Source organism: Saccharopolyspora sp. NFXS83 (assembly GCF_026241095.1).
Lineage (GTDB): Bacteria > Actinomycetota > Actinomycetes > Mycobacteriales > Pseudonocardiaceae > Saccharopolyspora_C.
On the sequence record NZ_JAPFGB010000043.1, the window covers coordinates 1 to 14282 of the forward strand.

General features: G+C 69.1%; 16 protein-coding genes and 2 pseudogenes. 4 read left to right on the forward strand and 14 right to left on the reverse strand.

Annotation, left to right across the window (positions count from 1 at the left end; all coding sequences use genetic code 11):
• Positions 1-181: 181 nt before the first annotated feature.
• Positions 182-1642: pseudogene (locus OOZ19_RS28675) on the reverse strand (aldehyde dehydrogenase family protein).
• Between the two features lie 145 nt (positions 1643-1787).
• Positions 1788-2252: a MarR family winged helix-turn-helix transcriptional regulator gene (locus OOZ19_RS28680; RefSeq protein ID WP_416309521.1), complete on the reverse strand. Its 465-nt coding sequence runs from the start codon at positions 2250-2252 to the stop codon at positions 1788-1790.
• 308 nt (positions 2253-2560) lie between these two features.
• Between OOZ19_RS28680 and OOZ19_RS28685 the strand changes: the two genes are divergently transcribed.
• Positions 2561-2956: a cold-shock protein gene (locus OOZ19_RS28685; RefSeq protein WP_266093293.1), complete on the forward strand. Its 396-nt coding sequence runs from the start codon at positions 2561-2563 to the stop codon at positions 2954-2956.
• 23 nt (positions 2957-2979) lie between these two features.
• Here the strand turns inward: OOZ19_RS28685 and OOZ19_RS28690 are convergent, their stop codons facing one another.
• The 3 genes and pseudogenes from OOZ19_RS28690 to OOZ19_RS28700 all read right to left on the reverse strand — a co-directional run.
• Positions 2980-3282, reverse strand: coding sequence for a hypothetical protein (locus tag OOZ19_RS28690; protein WP_323055190.1), 303 nt, complete (start codon positions 3280-3282; stop codon positions 2980-2982).
• A gap of 341 nt (positions 3283-3623) precedes the next feature.
• Positions 3624-3761: a hypothetical protein gene (locus tag OOZ19_RS28695; protein WP_266093294.1), complete on the reverse strand. Its 138-nt coding sequence runs from the start codon at positions 3759-3761 to the stop codon at positions 3624-3626.
• 111 nt (positions 3762-3872) lie between these two features.
• A pseudogene (locus tag OOZ19_RS28700) lies at positions 3873-4211 on the reverse strand (acyl-CoA dehydrogenase family protein); the annotation flags it as partial.
• A gap of 520 nt (positions 4212-4731) precedes the next feature.
• Between OOZ19_RS28700 and OOZ19_RS28705 the strand changes: the two are divergent.
• Positions 4732-5520 carry an HTD2 family dehydratase gene (locus OOZ19_RS28705; protein WP_266093296.1) on the forward strand — a complete coding sequence of 263 codons (789 nt, stop codon included), beginning with the start codon at positions 4732-4734 and terminating at the stop codon, positions 5518-5520.
• 17 nt (positions 5521-5537) lie between these two features.
• Positions 5538-6323 (forward strand): alpha/beta fold hydrolase, encoded by a 786-nt coding sequence (locus OOZ19_RS28710; protein ID WP_266093297.1) that lies wholly within the window; start codon positions 5538-5540, stop codon positions 6321-6323.
• Positions 6324-6348: 25 nt separating this feature from the next.
• Here OOZ19_RS28710 and OOZ19_RS28715 read toward each other — a convergent pair whose 3' ends face one another.
• The 6 genes from OOZ19_RS28715 to OOZ19_RS28735 form a co-directional block, all read right to left on the reverse strand.
• Positions 6349-6783 (reverse strand): protein-tyrosine phosphatase family protein, encoded by a 435-nt coding sequence (locus tag OOZ19_RS28715; RefSeq protein ID WP_266093298.1) that lies wholly within the window; start codon positions 6781-6783, stop codon positions 6349-6351.
• A gap of 11 nt (positions 6784-6794) precedes the next feature.
• A complete protein-coding gene (locus tag OOZ19_RS28720; protein WP_266093299.1) occupies positions 6795-7199 on the reverse strand; it encodes a hypothetical protein in 405 nt (134 codons plus the stop codon).
• A 310-nt stretch (positions 7200-7509) separates the two neighbouring features.
• Entirely contained in the window at positions 7510-7908 is a 399-nt protein-coding gene (locus OOZ19_RS30045) for an RHS repeat domain-containing protein (RefSeq protein WP_323055191.1), read from the reverse strand.
• Between the two features lie 44 nt (positions 7909-7952).
• Positions 7953-8240, reverse strand: a complete 288-nt coding sequence (locus OOZ19_RS30050; protein ID WP_323055192.1) for an RHS repeat domain-containing protein — start codon at positions 8238-8240, stop codon at positions 7953-7955.
• Positions 8241-8273: 33 nt separating this feature from the next.
• Positions 8274-8759, reverse strand: a complete 486-nt coding sequence (locus OOZ19_RS28730) for an SMI1/KNR4 family protein (RefSeq protein WP_266093300.1) — start codon at positions 8757-8759, stop codon at positions 8274-8276.
• Complete coding sequence (locus tag OOZ19_RS28735) at positions 8744-12265, reverse strand: DUF6531 domain-containing protein (RefSeq protein WP_266093301.1); 3522 nt, start codon at positions 12263-12265, stop codon at positions 8744-8746. Before OOZ19_RS28735 ends, OOZ19_RS28730 begins: the two co-directional genes overlap by 16 nt.
• On the opposite strand from OOZ19_RS28735, the gene OOZ19_RS28740 reads away from it, so the two are divergent.
• Complete coding sequence (locus tag OOZ19_RS28740) at positions 12255-12614, forward strand: hypothetical protein (RefSeq protein ID WP_266093302.1); 360 nt, start codon at positions 12255-12257, stop codon at positions 12612-12614. The genes OOZ19_RS28735 and OOZ19_RS28740 overlap by 11 nt on opposite strands.
• A gap of 161 nt (positions 12615-12775) precedes the next feature.
• Here OOZ19_RS28740 and OOZ19_RS28745 read toward each other — a convergent pair whose 3' ends face one another.
• Genes OOZ19_RS28745 through OOZ19_RS28755 form a run of 3 tightly spaced genes read right to left on the reverse strand, consistent with a single transcriptional unit; the run spans position 12776 to position 14252 of the window.
• Positions 12776-13477 carry a WXG100 family type VII secretion target gene (locus OOZ19_RS28745; protein WP_266093303.1) on the reverse strand — a complete coding sequence of 234 codons (702 nt, stop codon included), beginning with the start codon at positions 13475-13477 and terminating at the stop codon, positions 12776-12778.
• A complete protein-coding gene (locus OOZ19_RS28750; protein WP_266093304.1) occupies positions 13474-13788 on the reverse strand; it encodes a type VII secretion target in 315 nt (104 codons plus the stop codon). The genes OOZ19_RS28745 and OOZ19_RS28750 overlap by 4 nt, the downstream gene beginning before the upstream one ends.
• 2 nt (positions 13789-13790) lie before the next feature.
• Positions 13791-14252, reverse strand: coding sequence for a YbaB/EbfC family nucleoid-associated protein (locus OOZ19_RS28755; protein WP_266093305.1), 462 nt, complete (start codon positions 14250-14252; stop codon positions 13791-13793).
• Between the last annotated feature and the right edge of the window lie 30 nt (positions 14253-14282).

The following is a 14282-nucleotide window of genomic DNA, read 5'->3' on the forward strand; positions in this document are numbered from 1 at the left end:
ATCATGCCGAGACCATGCACCGAGTCGATCAAACATCGCCATCAGACACGCCGATCATTCTGAAACGAGCTGTAAAGAAGACCTTCCACCGCACCACAGCAACCACACACCCAAACCGGGGAAGGCCCTAAAACCCACCCCACCCGCCAAGCCGAGCGAACTCCCCCAAGCCGAACCCGGCTCAGAACGGATACGTAGGAGCGGTCGGTTTCAGGGTTACCCATTGGGTTTCGGTGAAGGCCTCGGTGTTCGCGTGCGGACCGCCGACCCTGGACGAGCCCGACGCCCCGACCCCGCCGAACGGCGCGTTGGCGTCGTCGTTGAACGTCTGGTCGTTGATGTGGACCTGCCCGGACGGGATGCGGTCGGCGATGGACATCGCCGTGGCGAGGTCGTCGCCGAGCACGCCGAGGCTGAGGCCGTATTCGCTGTCGGCCGCCAGCGTTACCGCTTCGTCCGCGTCGGAGAACGGGCGCACGCAGGCGACGGGCCCGAACACCTCCTCGGCGTAGGCCGGGGTGCCGGAAGTGCAGTCGGCGAGCACCGTCGGCCGGTAGAACAGCCCGTCGTGGGTGCCGCCCGCGACGAGCCGGGCTCCGGCGGCGACGCTGCGGTCGACGAGGTCCTTCGCGCGGTCGAGCTGCTTGCCGTCGATGATCGGGCCGAGCTGCACGTCGTCCCGGTAGCCGTCGCCGACCCGCAGCGCGTCGGCTTTGCGACCCAGCACGTCGACGTACTCCTCCTAGATCGATTCGTGCACCAGGTGCCTGCCCACGGCCATGCAGACCTGTCCGGAGTGGATGAAGTTGCCGAACGCACCGCAGGACGCCGCGGCCGTCACGTCCACGTCGTCGAGCACGATCAGTGCGCTGTTGCCGCCCAGTTCCAGGTGCGTGCGGGTGAACGTCTCCGCCGCTCGCGCACCGATGGCCCGGCCTGCGGGGGTGGAACCGGTGAACGACACCACCCGCACTTGCGGCGCGTCGATCAGTGCGCTGCCGACTTCGACGCCGCCCGGCAGCAGTTGCAGCACTCCCGGCGGCAGTCCGGCTTCTTCGAAGATGCGGGCGATCACGACTCCGCCGCAGACCGCGGTGCGCGGGTCGGGTTTGAGCAGGACCGCGTTGCCCAGCGCCAGCGCCGGTGCCACCGACCGGATGGAGAGGATCAGCGGGAAGTTGAACGGGGAGATGACCGACACGACGCCTGCCGGGACGCGGCGCTGCACGCTGAACCGGGGCATCGGCGAGTGCAGCAGTTCACCGTGCGGCGCGGAGGCGAGCGCGGCGGCTTCGGTGCATTCGGCGGTGGCGGCACCCGTTTCGATGCCGGCTTTGAACCGGGTGGAGGCGGATTCGCGCACGATCCAGTCGCCGATCTCGGCGGCGTGCTGCTCGAACAGGGCGGCTGCGCGGGACAGCACCGCGGCGCGTTCGATGACGGGTGTCGCGGCCCAGTCGCGTTGCGCCCGCGCGGCGCGGCCCGCGGCGTCGAGGGCGTCTTGCGCGCTCGCCTGCCCGACTTCGGTCAGCACGGTGCCGGTGGCGGGTTCGATCGCCTGGTGCGGCGGCCCGCCGGTGCCCGGTTCCCAGCCGCCGGTGAAGATCCGGCCGGTCCACTCCGCGTCCCGCAGCAATCCCATGATCCGCTCCCGTTCACCACCTTGAGAACTCAGGATTCCTGATAATGTTACATCGACGAGCGAAGAACAAGGCACAACCGGACATCAAGACCCGAACCCCGATCCCGCGCCGGACGCGTGCGCGCAGCGCCCGCCGACGCGCGACTCAGGCCCGCCGGGCCTCGGAGACCGCGGCGAGCGTGGCGATGCCGTGCTCCAGCCCTTCCCGGAACGTTTCGCGCTGCCCCGGACTGAGGTCGGCGAGCAACTCGTCCTCCAACTCCAGCACCGCGGGCGCGCACTCGGCGAGCAGCCGCGACCCGGCATCGGTCAGCGACGCGAGCAGCACCCGCCTGTTCGCCTCGTCCTGCCCGCGCGTGATCAAGCCTCGCTTTTCCAGGGTCAGCACCATTTCGTGCATGGTCTGCGGACGCAGGAACGAACGGCGGGCCAGCTGCGCAGAGGACAGCGAACCCTTGTTCTGCAGCACGGTCAACGCCGTGTACTGCAACGTGGTCAGCCCGAGCGGACGCAGCGCGTCGTCCATCAACGCCCGGATCACCAGCTCCAGCCTCTTGACGAGGTACAGCGTCAACGGCGGATGCGGGATCGCGGCATCCGCCTCGTCCACCGGACCGGATTGCTCTGGTTGGCTGCTCACCCGCGCCATGATGTCACCTCCGGGCGGACGCATCCGCATCACCTGCACGACCGGCACATCCCACGATCAGATCAGCATTGCTGATCTTCTTCGCGAGTCGCCCTCCCCGAGCCAGGTCCCGCATCAATCTACTGTGGACCCACGACGGAGGTCGTCTGCCGCACGGACCATCCTCGGCGGCCGATCGGCCGAGCCGACTCCCGCCTGCTGCGAGCGCGTCATTACTATGCCAACCGGCACCACTTCAGCTCTGCTACGAACTCATGGGGGTTCACTCGATGGTGAACGGCAAGGTCGTCCGGTTCGACGACGATCGCGGTTACGGCTTCCTCGCGCCCGACGACGGCGGCGAGGACGTGTTCGTGCACGCGAACGACATCCAGGAGGCCAAGCAGCAGTTCCGGCCGGGTGCCCGGGTCGAGTTCGCGATCGAGGCCGGCGACCGCGGCCTGAAGGCCTCGAACGTCCGGCTCCTGGACGCCGAACCGGAAGGCCGACCGCGCCGGGACCACGACGACGACGGCCTGTGCGACGTGCTGTCGGTGCTCGAATTCCGCACCGAACTCACCGAAGCCCTGCTGGACGCGGTCCCCACCCTGACCGCCGCGCAAATCGTGCAGGTGCGCCGCAAGCTCACGGACCTCGCCCGCGCGCACAACTGGATCGAAGCCTGAACCTCGGCCGCGGCGCGGTCAGGTCACGGCGCGCAGCGCGAACCGGGCCGCGGCGATCTCCATGACGTACCGCCCGCACCCCGAGTTCGCCGTCCGCTCACCCAGGCGGTAGCAGGCGTCCCGGTCGATGAGCCCGTCCGCAGCGCGATCTCTTCCAGGCAGGCGATCCGCACTCCCTGCTGGCGCTCCACGACCTGGGCGTACTGCCCCGCTCCCGTCGACGACTCGTGCGTGCCCACGTCCGACCGAGCGAAACCTCGCCCCAGGTCGACCAGCTCCGCCGCACCGCGCGCCGAGTGCGCGCCGTTGACGTCGGTGATCTCCAACTCGGGCCGACGACCTCAGTCCGGCGGCGAAATGGAGCACGTCGGCCCGGAAAACTTCGCAGAAGCATCCGCGCTCGTCCGCCAACTGATCAGGCAGCACCCGGAACACTCCGGGCAGGGCGACATCCTGAAACTCCTCCATCGGATCCGCGGCTCGACGGCGCGTCGAGCCGCGCTCGAACCGGTCGGCCCGGTGGCGGTCACCGGAGGTTTCGGCGGAGGTGGACCCGGTCGTAGTAGTGCTCGGGGAGGGAGTGGCTCACCGCGAGTTCCACGGGCACACCCGTCGTGTCGCGATCGGCCCGGTCGATCCGGCAGCAGGTCTCGACGCTGTTCGCACCTCAGGTGCTCAGCCACGGTCGACGAAGCGTGGCCGACGGTGATGCGCGCTGCTCGGCTTCCTCGATCGGGTCGGTCATCCGCTCGTCGAACAACCCGATGATCGTCACCTCGCTGCGGGCACTCACCTCGGCCAGCACCGGTACCGATCCCGAGCGGCGAGTTCACCTTGCCGACGGCCCAAACCGCTCGGCACCCGCCGCGCTCGCCCGCCTCGTCGGCGCCGGCGGTAGCCGGCCCCGCCGGGCCGCTCACGCGTCCAGACCGCCGCGCGACACGAGCTGGGAGACGATCACGTTCCGCTGGATCTCGTTGGTCCCCTCCCCCACGATCATCAGGGGAGCGTCGCGGAAGTAGCGCTCCACGTCGAATTCGGTGGAGTAGCCGTAACCACCGTGCACCCGCACCGCGTTCAGCGCGATCTCCATCGCCGTTTCGGACGCGCAGAGCTTCGCCATGCCCGCCTCCATGTCCGCCCGGCGGCCCGCATCGGCCTCCCGCACCGCGTGCAAGGTGAGCTGGCGGGCCGCGGTGAGCTTGGTGGCCATGTCGGCGAGCAGGTTCCCGATGGACTGGTGCTTCCAGATGGCGTCGGCGTGTTCGAGTTCCCGCGCAACGGGTTTGACGTCCTTGTCGACGGAGTCCCGGACCGTGTCGAGGATCAGCCGCTCGTCCGGGCCCAGGATGTCCAAGATGCTCATGATCTCGCTCCTGCCTGGCTGGCGCCGCGGGGCGCGCAGATCGTCGACGTCGGCGCCGCAACCCAGTTGTACGGCCACATGGAACGCCGGGTCAATGACCCGATTCGGTCACCGAAATCGGCCACTGGTGCTCTCTTTTCCTTGCAGGAAAGGAAAATCAACTGATCAGGGTGTATCCAGCGCTTCGGCTCGCAGCAGCGTTGACACCCGCACACCTCGAACCACAAGCTGGCCAGGTGATTCGCACGGCGGAATCACCCGCTCGGCCGCTCGTCCCGAGCGCCGGGCCGCACCGACCGAACGGCTGCGCGACCGCGCGTCGCGCACCGAGATGAGAGGAGCACCGGTGCCGCACCTCGACGACCACCTCCGAGGATGGGCTCCGCGACCGGTCGTGGAGGCGGATCCGATGCCACCCGAACCGGCGCGCGCACTCGCCGCCGTCCTCGACACCGGCGACGGCTTCGCCGCGGGCGACGAGCTGCCCGCGCTGTGGCACTGGGCGTACTTCCTGAGCTGGCCACCGCACGGCGAACTCGGCGACGACGGGCACCCGGCGGCGGGGCACTTCCTGCCACCCCTCCCGGATCGCCGCCGGATGTTCGCGGGCGGCAGGCTCACCACCACCCGCCCGCTCACCGTGGGCGTTCCCGCCGAACGGACGCAGACGCTGGGCGCGGTCGCGGTGAAGACCGGCCGCTCGGGTGAGATGGCGTTCGTGACCGTGCGCAGCGAGTACCGCCAAGGCGGTGACGTGCGCCTGATCGAGGAGCAGGACTACGTCTACCGCAGCGGCGAAAGCGCAGCGAAGACCCCGGAAGTGCCGCGACCACACCGGCTTCCGGCCTCCGACGCGGCGTGGCAGCAGCCGTTCACCGGCGACCCGGTGCGGCTGTTCCGGTTCAGCGCGCTCACGGCGAATTCGCACCGCATCCACTACGACGCGCCGTACGCGCGCGAGGTCGAGTCCTATCCGGACCTGGTGGTGCACGGCCCGATGCTGGTGCTGCGGATGACCGAGCTCGCCCGGCACCGCACACCGGATCGACCAGTGTCCAGCGTGGACTACAAGCTTCGCAGGCCGGTGTTCGCCGGAGATCCCGTGCTGGTGGTGGGCGACCCCGCCGACGAGGCCGAGCTCTCGGTGCGAAGCCATCCCGACGCGGTGCACGCCCAGGCCGCGGTCCGCTTCGGTTGAACGACGATACTGCCCCCATGCGCGAGTTCACCACCACCGACGGCGCCCGGATCGGCTACCGGGCCGAGGGCAACCAGGACGGCCCGGCCCTGCTCCTGCTGCAGGGCCAGGCGAACTCACAACGCTGGTGGGACGGGGTGCGCACGGACTTCGAGGACCGGTTCCGCACGATCACCTTCGACTACCGGGGCACCGGAGCCACGTCGGCTCCGGAGTCCGACTGGACGACCCGGTCTTTCGCCGCGGACGCCGCCGCAGTGGCCCGCGAGGCAGGTCACTCGCACGCGCACGTCTACGGCACGTCGATGGGCGGACGCATCGCGCAGTGGCTCGCCGTCGACCATCCGGAGCTGGTGGACCGGTTGGTGCTCGGCTGCACCACACCCGGAGGCACGCACGCCGTGGAGCGCGACCAGCAGGTGCGCCGCTCGTTGATGAACCCCGATCCGGCGCGGCGCCGGCGCGCGCTGTTCGAGCTGATGTACACCGACGCGTGGACCGGCACTCCGGAGCAGAGCACCGTCCTCGGCGACCCGTCGATGACTCCGGAAGCCACCCGCCTGCACCTGCGGGTCAGCGCCCGCCACGACGCCTGGGACCACCTGCCGGAGATCCAGGCCCCCACCCTGATCCTGCACGGCGACGACGACCGCTTCGCCCCCGTCGTCAACGCCGGCCTGCTGGCCGAACGCATTTCGCACGCCGTCGAGCACGTCCTCCCCGGAGCCCGCCACGCCTACTTCGACGAGTTCCGCGACATCGCCTCACCGCTGGCCCTGGAATTCCTGAACGGATCCCGCTGACCCGGTGGCTCACGGCGATGCGCCGTCAGCTCGCGCTCCAGCCGCGCACGAAGCTCCGCTGCCACGGGGTTTCGACGGCCCGCGGCGAGCAGTGCCGCCGGACGTAGCCGATCGCGTCCGCGCGCGGAACGCCGTCGAGCACGGCGAGGCAAGCGAGCGCGGTTCCCGTTCGACCGACACCGCCCCCGCAAGCGATCTCGACGCGTTCGGCACCGGTCCGCTCCAGCAGTTCGCGCAAGGCATCGGCGAAGTCCCGCCGGTCCAGCGGGAGCCAGAAGTCGGGCCAGCGCACCCACCGGCTCTCCCACTCGGTCGGCCCAGGGCGACGACCGCGCAGGTGCAGCGCGAAATCGGGTACCGGACCGGCGGGCAGCGGGTCCCGCAGCCCGCGTCCGCGCACGAGTTTCCCCGAAGGCAGCGGGAGAACTCCCGCACCAGCGCACGGCCAGGTGTTCGCCACGGCGTCATCCCTCACCGAACGCTGCGGAAGTTGTCGGCGGGCACTTCCAGCGCCTCCCCCGATTCGAAGGACACCCGGACACCGTCGGGCAACCACCGCACCTCGCGGATCCGCGGCTCTTCGGCGGCCCCGAAGCCGACCTCCACCGGGTAGTAGGAGTCCTCGGCGTGCGGCCCCAGGTGCAACTCGTGCTCGACACCGGTCGGGCGCACCATCCGCAGCAGGTACAGATCGCTGGAGTACCGCGCCCCTCCGTACTCGTAGGTCACCCCGGCGTCCTCCGACCGCTCCTCGTGCAGCACTTCCTCCCGCAACGCCACGGACGACGGCCCGACCACGACCAGAACGGCCACGACCAGCAGCACCGCACCGAGGAGCACCTTGAGCACGATCGAGAACACACGCTTGCGCGCCACTACCAGCCAACTCCCTGCGACGACGAACCTTCACCCGCGCACCTCACGCGACCGGCTTCGCCCAGCGTGCCCAGCCACCGCAGGAAGAACCTCGGCCGAACGGCCTTTTCGCCGGGAACCGCTGATACCAAGGTCACCCCCCAGCCTCAGCCCTAACGATCACGTCCGGCCCTCCTGCGAAGATCGCTACTACCTACCCGGAGCGGAGCTGATCCAGGACACTGCTTCAGCTCACGGCCCCCTGGTTTCTGCGGGCGATTCATGCAGTGCGGACACCATGAGCGTCACCAAACGCAACGCAGCATCCCAATCATCCTGAGAGAGGGATGGAAACTGTTCTCCAACCCCGCTCAAAGATCTCTTCACTGCACTTCTTCTTCCGGGCAAGACCAAGCGGGTCGGAGAACTCCAACGGATTCGAAACGTAGGCGTGACTATCCATGCCGCCGAGAAGCCCGATCGGGTCATTGCTCCCGCACCGGCCCGTAGCCGGGTCGTAGTGGCGGTGGAAGTTGTAGTTCAGGCCGGTTTCCGGGTCGGCGTACTGGCCCGGGAGGCGCAACGGCGTGTAGGCACCGGTTCGGCTGTGGTCGAGGGTGTTGCCCCACAGCGTGGTCCGGTGGAACCACGCCACTCCGCCCTGATCGTTGATCAGCTCCGCCGGGGAACCGACCAGGTCCGTGACGATCGAGTAGAACTGCTGGTCCACCCACTGCTGCGGCGCGTGGCGCAGCGGTGCGCATTCGCGCTGGGTCAGCGGGCGGAACGTGCCGGCTCGTAGTCCCACACCGTCACGTGCAGGTCGCCGCCCTGGAGGCTGCCGGGCACGCCGTCGATGTGGGCCTGCTCGGCGAGCACCACGCCGTCCCACGTGAAGTCGATCTGCTCCAGGACCCGGTCGCCCGGCCCGAGGCGCTGCTTGGCGACTCGGCGACCCAGCGGGTCGTAGCGGTAGCGCCAGCGCGAGCCGCCCGGCGTGAGCACTCCGGTCAGCCTGTCGTCGGCGTCCCAGAACGGCCATTTTCTCCCCCCGCAACCCATGGGATCCGCCGCTCCAGGACCGCGGCAAGTCGGTCAGGACAGGCCGAGGCGGCAGCGCTGCAACGCGTAGCTGCCGAAATCCTCGGCGAGCCGTTCAGGCCCGCCGCGGTCCTCAGCACCCGGATCCCACGCCACCACCGGGTACTCGCGTTCCCCGCCATGTCCTTCGGAATCCAGCGCGATGATGCCGCCCATGCCGTCGTATTCGATCACGAGCAGGCCGGGCGGGAAGCGCTCGTCGTCACGGGCGTCCAGAGTCGCGGAAACGGTTCCGCGCAAGCGGTCACCGCCGGTCGGCGTCCGGTTCACGCCCTTGATCTCCACACTGCCAGCCTGGCAGCTGCCGAGCTCGGCGACGAAAAGCCGGTAGGACGCGGGAAACCGAGCCCCGAGCTCGCTCTGCGCGCGTTCGATGTCCTCCTCGCTCATACCGCCCGTGTAATTGCATTCGTCCGGATTGTTCCTGACAATCTCGATGAGTTGCCACACTGAATCGACACTGCTCATTTCTTCGGACACCACCCGAATCCTTTGGCTCGCTCTTTCCAATAATCCTTTTTCCATGCCTCGAAAGCAGGCCGGTCAATACCACTCGGAATGTCCGTACCAGACTTCCAATGCAACGTATTGTACGAACCGCTCCCCTTGTAGTCACCTTGAGCCAGGTGCATTGACTGAGTGACTTCGGCGAGCGGCCCGTCGTGCGTCTGCAGCACGTGGTGGATGTTGACCGGCTTGTCATCCGGCCCCATCGGCGCGAGTCCTTGGGTCATCCTCTTCAAGTTCGTCCGACCGTAGTTGTCCTCCGGGGATACGTAAGCCGGGTTCATCAAGTCATCTCGCTGGTAGACGCGCTGCCCTTGGTAGTCGACGGGGGACCATCGATTCGTGAATCCCAGCTGCAGCGGCGTGAACGCGGACAGCCCCAACGGGTCGATCCGCAGCAGTGGGTTGTCGAGGTAGCGGTGCGGGTTCGGCCCCGCATCCAACCCGAGCGGGTCGGCAGCGGTGTACCTCGCGGTGTCCGGGTCGTAGTGCCGGTGGAAGTTGTAGTTCAGGCCGGTTTCCGGGTCGGCGTACTGGCCGGGGAAACGCAATGGCGTGTAGGCACCGGTCCTGCTGCGTTCGAGGGTACGACCCCAGAGGCTGGTGCGGTGGAACCAGGCGATTCCGCCCTGGTCGTTGATGAGTTCCGCCGGTGTGCCGACGAGGTCGGTGATGATGGAGTAGAACTGCTGGTCCACCCACTGCTGCGGCGCGTGGCGCAGGGGTGCGCGTTCGCGTTGGATCAGCGGACGGAACGTTCCAGGTTCGTAGTCCCACACCGTCACGTGGAGATCACCGGGCTGCAGACCGTCGAAGGCATCTCCGACGTGTGCCTGTTCCGCGAGGACGGCACCGTCCCAACTGAAGTGGACCTGTTCCAGCACGCGGTCACCGGGGCCGAGGCGTTGCTTGGCGACTCGCCTTCCCAACGGGTCGTAGCGGTAACGCCAACGGGAACCGTCAGGAGTGAGCACGCCGATCAAGCGATCGTCGGCATCCCAGAAGTACTGCCACGTGTCGGGCTTATGAGACAAACGACGTTTCTGACGTAAAACCATGCGGCCTTGCTCGTCGTGCTCGTAGCGGACCGAGCCCGCCCTGCGGACCAAGGTGCCCGTGTACGCACGTTCACCGAGGGAGTCCGCGTCGGCAGAGCCCGCCTGCGCGGGCCAAACGGCGTCGGTGACGTTCCCTGCCGCGTCGTAGGCGTAGCGCTCCGTCCAACCCACAGCACGCACGGCGGTTACGCGGCCAGCGCGGTCCAGTTCGAAGGTGCGCGGGCCGCTGAGCGCGTCGTTGATCCCCGTGAGCATTCCGTCAGCCCGGTACGTGTACGAGCGCTGCTGCACATGCCGGCCGCCTGCACCGGTTATCCGCTGGGAGAGCAGCTGATGGTTGGCATTCCAGTCCTGGGTGAGGACAGCGTTCGGGCCGAGCGCACGAAAAATCTCGTTCCCGGCGACGTCGTAGTCGAACCGCAGCGTGCGATCAGTCGTGTGCAGAGCAACCGGCCGGTGGTCGGAGTCGTACTGCCACGTGGTTTCCGCACCGGACGGCGTCAGACGCCGAGTGCGCCGCCCCAACGCGTCGTAAGCGGAGACGACGGCGCGGCCGTTGACGGACTCGACCAAGACCCGCCCGGTCGCGTCGCGTTGGAGACGAACCTGGGTATCTGCGTCCATCGCCTCGTACAAGTGTCCCGCGGCGTCGTAGGTGAACGTCGTCGTGGCGCCAGGGGTGCGGCGTTCGATGACGTCGCCGAGGACGTTGCGCACGAACGAGATGGTCTCGCCGACGCCGTTGGTGCGTTCCAGCAGTTGCCCGGCCGCGTCGTGCCGGTAGGCGACCTGGCGGCCGTTGAAGTCGGTCTCGCGCACGAGGTTTCCGGCTTCGTCGTAGTCGTAGCGCCAGACGAGGCCCTGCTCGTTGGTGACGCTGGTCAGCCGCAGTTCGGTGTCGTAGCCGAACTCCAGCCGAGCGCCGTCGGGCCGCACCTCCGCCGAAGGCAGGTCGAAATGGGTGACCTCGGTGTGGGTGGCCTGGCCCAGCGGGTCGACGTGAGTCCGGAGGTTGCCTTCTCCGTCGTAGATCCAGCGCTCCGTCGCACCGTCGGGCAGCGTGCGCCAGGCGGGTTTGCCGTCGACGGTCCAGCCGATCCGGGTGGCACCGCCGAGCGGATCGATCACTGCGGACGCCCGGCCGAAGCCGTCCCGCTCGTAGCGGGTCGTCGCGCCGGTCGCCTCGGTGACGGTGAGCGGTAGTCCTGCCTCGTCGGTCTCGAACCGGCGTACCCCGCCGAGGGCGTCGGTGATCGCCGTGAGGTGGCCCTGTTCGTCGTAGGTGTACGTGGTGATCGCGCCCAGCGGGTCGATGATCCGCGTGAGGTTGCCGCGCTCGTCGTACTCGCGGCGGGACACCGTGCCGTCCGGGGCGATCACCGTCGTCGGCAGCCGCAGGTCGTTGTACTCGAAGCGCGTCTGCGAGCCGTCGGGGCGGGTGGCGGCCAGCAGGTTGCCGGACTCGTCGTAGTCGTAGCGCACGGTGCGCCCGAGCGGGTCGGTCCGGGACAGCAGCCGGTCGAACTCGTCCCACTCGGAACGGACCTCAGCGCCCGCGGGGTTGACCTCGCGGATCGTCTGGCCGCGTTCGTTGAGGTGGTAGGCGGTCTGCTGCCCCAACGAGTTCGTCCACCGGGTCACGCCGTCCTCATAGGACATGGTGCCGCTGAAGAAGCCGCCGGAACCGTCGGCCTGCACGACGCGTCCTTCGTGGTCGTAGCCGTAGCGGTACCAGGCGCCGTTGCGGTCGGTCCAGCTCGTGATCCGGCCCGTGTTGTCGTAGGTGAACGTCAACGGCAGGCCGGAGGCGTTGGTGACCTCGGTGAGCCTGCGACCGGTGTAGCGGTAGTGCACCAGCGGGAGGTCTTCGCCGTCCGCCGCCTCCCGCAGGTGCAGCGCGGTGATCAGGCCGCCCTCGGAGTCGACCCGGATGCGGTAGCCGCCGCTGTGGCGGATCTCCAGGGGAGTTCCGGCCGCGTCGCGGTCGAAGTCGATGCGGTGCCCGTTGCGGTCGGTGATCGCCAGCAGCGGCAGCACCGCGCGCCCGAGGCCGACGCCGAAGTGCAGCGTGCGGCCCTGCTCGACGTCGGTGATCGTGAATCCGTCCGCCGTGCGGGTCAACGCGCGGCGCGGGCCGGTGCGCGGCTGGACCGGCGAGTCGTCCGCGGGCAGCGGGTAGAACAGCAGCGTTCCGTCGTCGGCGGCGAACGAGACCTCGCCGCCGTCGATCTCCAGCCGTTGGTCGGCGGTGGACGACCAGCTCGGGCCGAAGTGCCGTCCCACCCGGTACGACGACAGGTGCGTCCGGTTCAGCACCAGCGGCAGCACGCCCGCCAGCTCCGCGTCGGTCTGCGGCAGGACCATGTCTCCGCTGGCGACGTCGATCGGGTCACCGCAGGTGTTCTTGTCCTTGTCCGGCACGCGCTCGGCGTCGGCGCCGCGGTTGTTCCCCTGGATCGACGAGTCGTCCGGCGAACCGGTGCGGCCGGACGGCGACGTCCCGCTCGGCCCGCCAGGAGCATCGGTGCCCGACGGCTTGGTGCTGTCCGGCCCCGAACCACCGAGGTCCGGGCCGGTCTGCTGGCCGTTGCCGGACGGCGGCGCGCTGGTGCTGCCGGTGGACGCCGGGCCGGAACCGCCCGGACGTCCCGCCTGCGCCGACTGCTGGATGCTGGACTGCGCGCCGGAAACGCTGCTGCTCGCGTCGATGTTCCCGTGGCGCTGCGAAGGCCTGCCGCTGGGCGCGTCACCGCCGTCGTTGCCGCCGTGAGGTTTCCTCGCCACTTCCGCCGCCTTCGGGTCGTCCCAGTACGAGTTCCGATTCGATGTTCAGGTCGGGGTCCACAACGGCTCCCCCTGAGAATCCGTTGCGGCGCCACCGGTTCACGAGATCAGCGGTGAGCGGACCTCGCCGCCGCCGTCCCGGATTCCTCACCCGTCGACGAGCTTGGTGAGGTTGGTCAGGCTGTCGATCAGGTCGCCGATGTAGCCGGTGATCCGCCCGACCCACTTGACCACGGCGGACGCGATCTGCGCGGCCACGACCGGGATGGTCACCACGAAGATCGCCTCCGCGGCCCACACGATGACGCGCGCCACCAGGTCCGCGATCAGATCCCGCACCAGCTCACGGGTCATCTTCACCAGGCCGCCCGCGCCTTCGGTCGCGGCGGCCATCGCCGCCGAGGTCGCGCCCAAGCCCCCGATCGCGTCCACGTTCGCGCCCATCATGGTGCGGTACGCGTCGGCGGCCTGGCCTTCCCAGCCGGGCAGGTCCCGTTCCAGGTCCGCCTTCAAGTCCTCGGACATCGAAGCCAGTTCCGCGGCCATGTTCGTCCACGTGTTGGCGTGGGAGGTGACGACGTCGGGCATGCCGGTGAGCTCGTCGAGCATCTCCCGCAACGGCTCGAAGTGCTCCATCGCCCAGCCCAGACCGTTGGACAGCAAGGTGCCGAACGGGTCGAGCACGGCGGAGGCGACTTCCAGCCCGACGCCGACGCCGGACAGCACGCCGCTGACCCAGTCTTCGCTCTGGATCGCCGTGACCAGACCTTCGACGCTCTCGGCGGTACCGGCGCCGGTCCACGCCTTCTGCGTCGACTGGACCGGGGCGACCAGCGATTCCTCGCTCACAGGCCACCTCCGGCGGCCCGCAGGTTCTGGCCGTGCTCGTCCTCGCGGCGGTCGTAGTCGTCGGCGGTGGAGCGCAACGCGGACGCCGCCTGCGCCAAGTTCTCCTCGACGTAGGCGAGCAGTTCGTCCTGCTTGGTGTGCCGACCTTCCAAGATGCCGGCGATCCACGAGCACAGGACGCCGTAGGCCTGGTCGTCCTGCGCGATGTGCCCGCTGGCCGATTTCACCGCGCCGAACCGCTCCTGGATCGCCTCGACCTTGCTCGCGTGCGCCCGCAGCTTCTCGGCGTCGACGTTGAAACCGTCACCCATGGTCAGCTCCGGAAGTCCGAGGTCACGTCGTAGTCCTCGTCGTCATCGGGAGGACGCCGCGCGGGAGCCGCGGGCTCCTCCGGGGCCGGTCCGCTGCGCAGGCGGTCGCCGAGCCGCTGCGCGATCTCGCGGCCCGCGGCGGAATCGGCTCCGAGGGTGTCGGTGACGATCTCCTGGGAGCGGTCCGCGGCCTGGTTGCGCGCTTGGCCCAGCGCCGTCATCACGGCCTGGGCGACGACGGCCGGGGCCTTGCGCTTGATCTCGTCGGTCAAGCGCAGGTCCACGAGCGAACCGGTGGAGTCGACCGTCACCTCCGCCAACCCCTGCGGATCCGAGGCGCTGACCCGGACCTCGTTGATCCGCTCGCTCATGGCCTGGGTGTTGGCGGCCACCTGCTCGGCCCGCTCCCGCCACGCGGCCAGCCGCTCACGAGCGGCATCGGGATCCAGGACGTCGCCGTTCACGCGGCGTCCCGATCAACCACACGTGCTTCG

Coding starts and splice junctions, on each gene's coding strand:
- OOZ19_RS28750 (WP_266093304.1), bottom strand. CDS start 13,788: ATGGGTGACGGTTTCAACGTCGACGCCGAGAAGCTGCGGGCGCACGCG.
- OOZ19_RS30050 (WP_323055192.1), bottom strand. CDS start 8,240: ATGGGTTGCGGGGGGAGAAAATGGCCGTTCTGGGACGCCGACGACAGG.
- OOZ19_RS28685 (WP_266093293.1), top strand. CDS start 2,561: ATGGTGAACGGCAAGGTCGTCCGGTTCGACGACGATCGCGGTTACGGC.
- OOZ19_RS28705 (WP_266093296.1), top strand. CDS start 4,732: ATGCCACCCGAACCGGCGCGCGCACTCGCCGCCGTCCTCGACACCGGC.
- OOZ19_RS28710 (WP_266093297.1), top strand. CDS start 5,538: ATGCGCGAGTTCACCACCACCGACGGCGCCCGGATCGGCTACCGGGCC.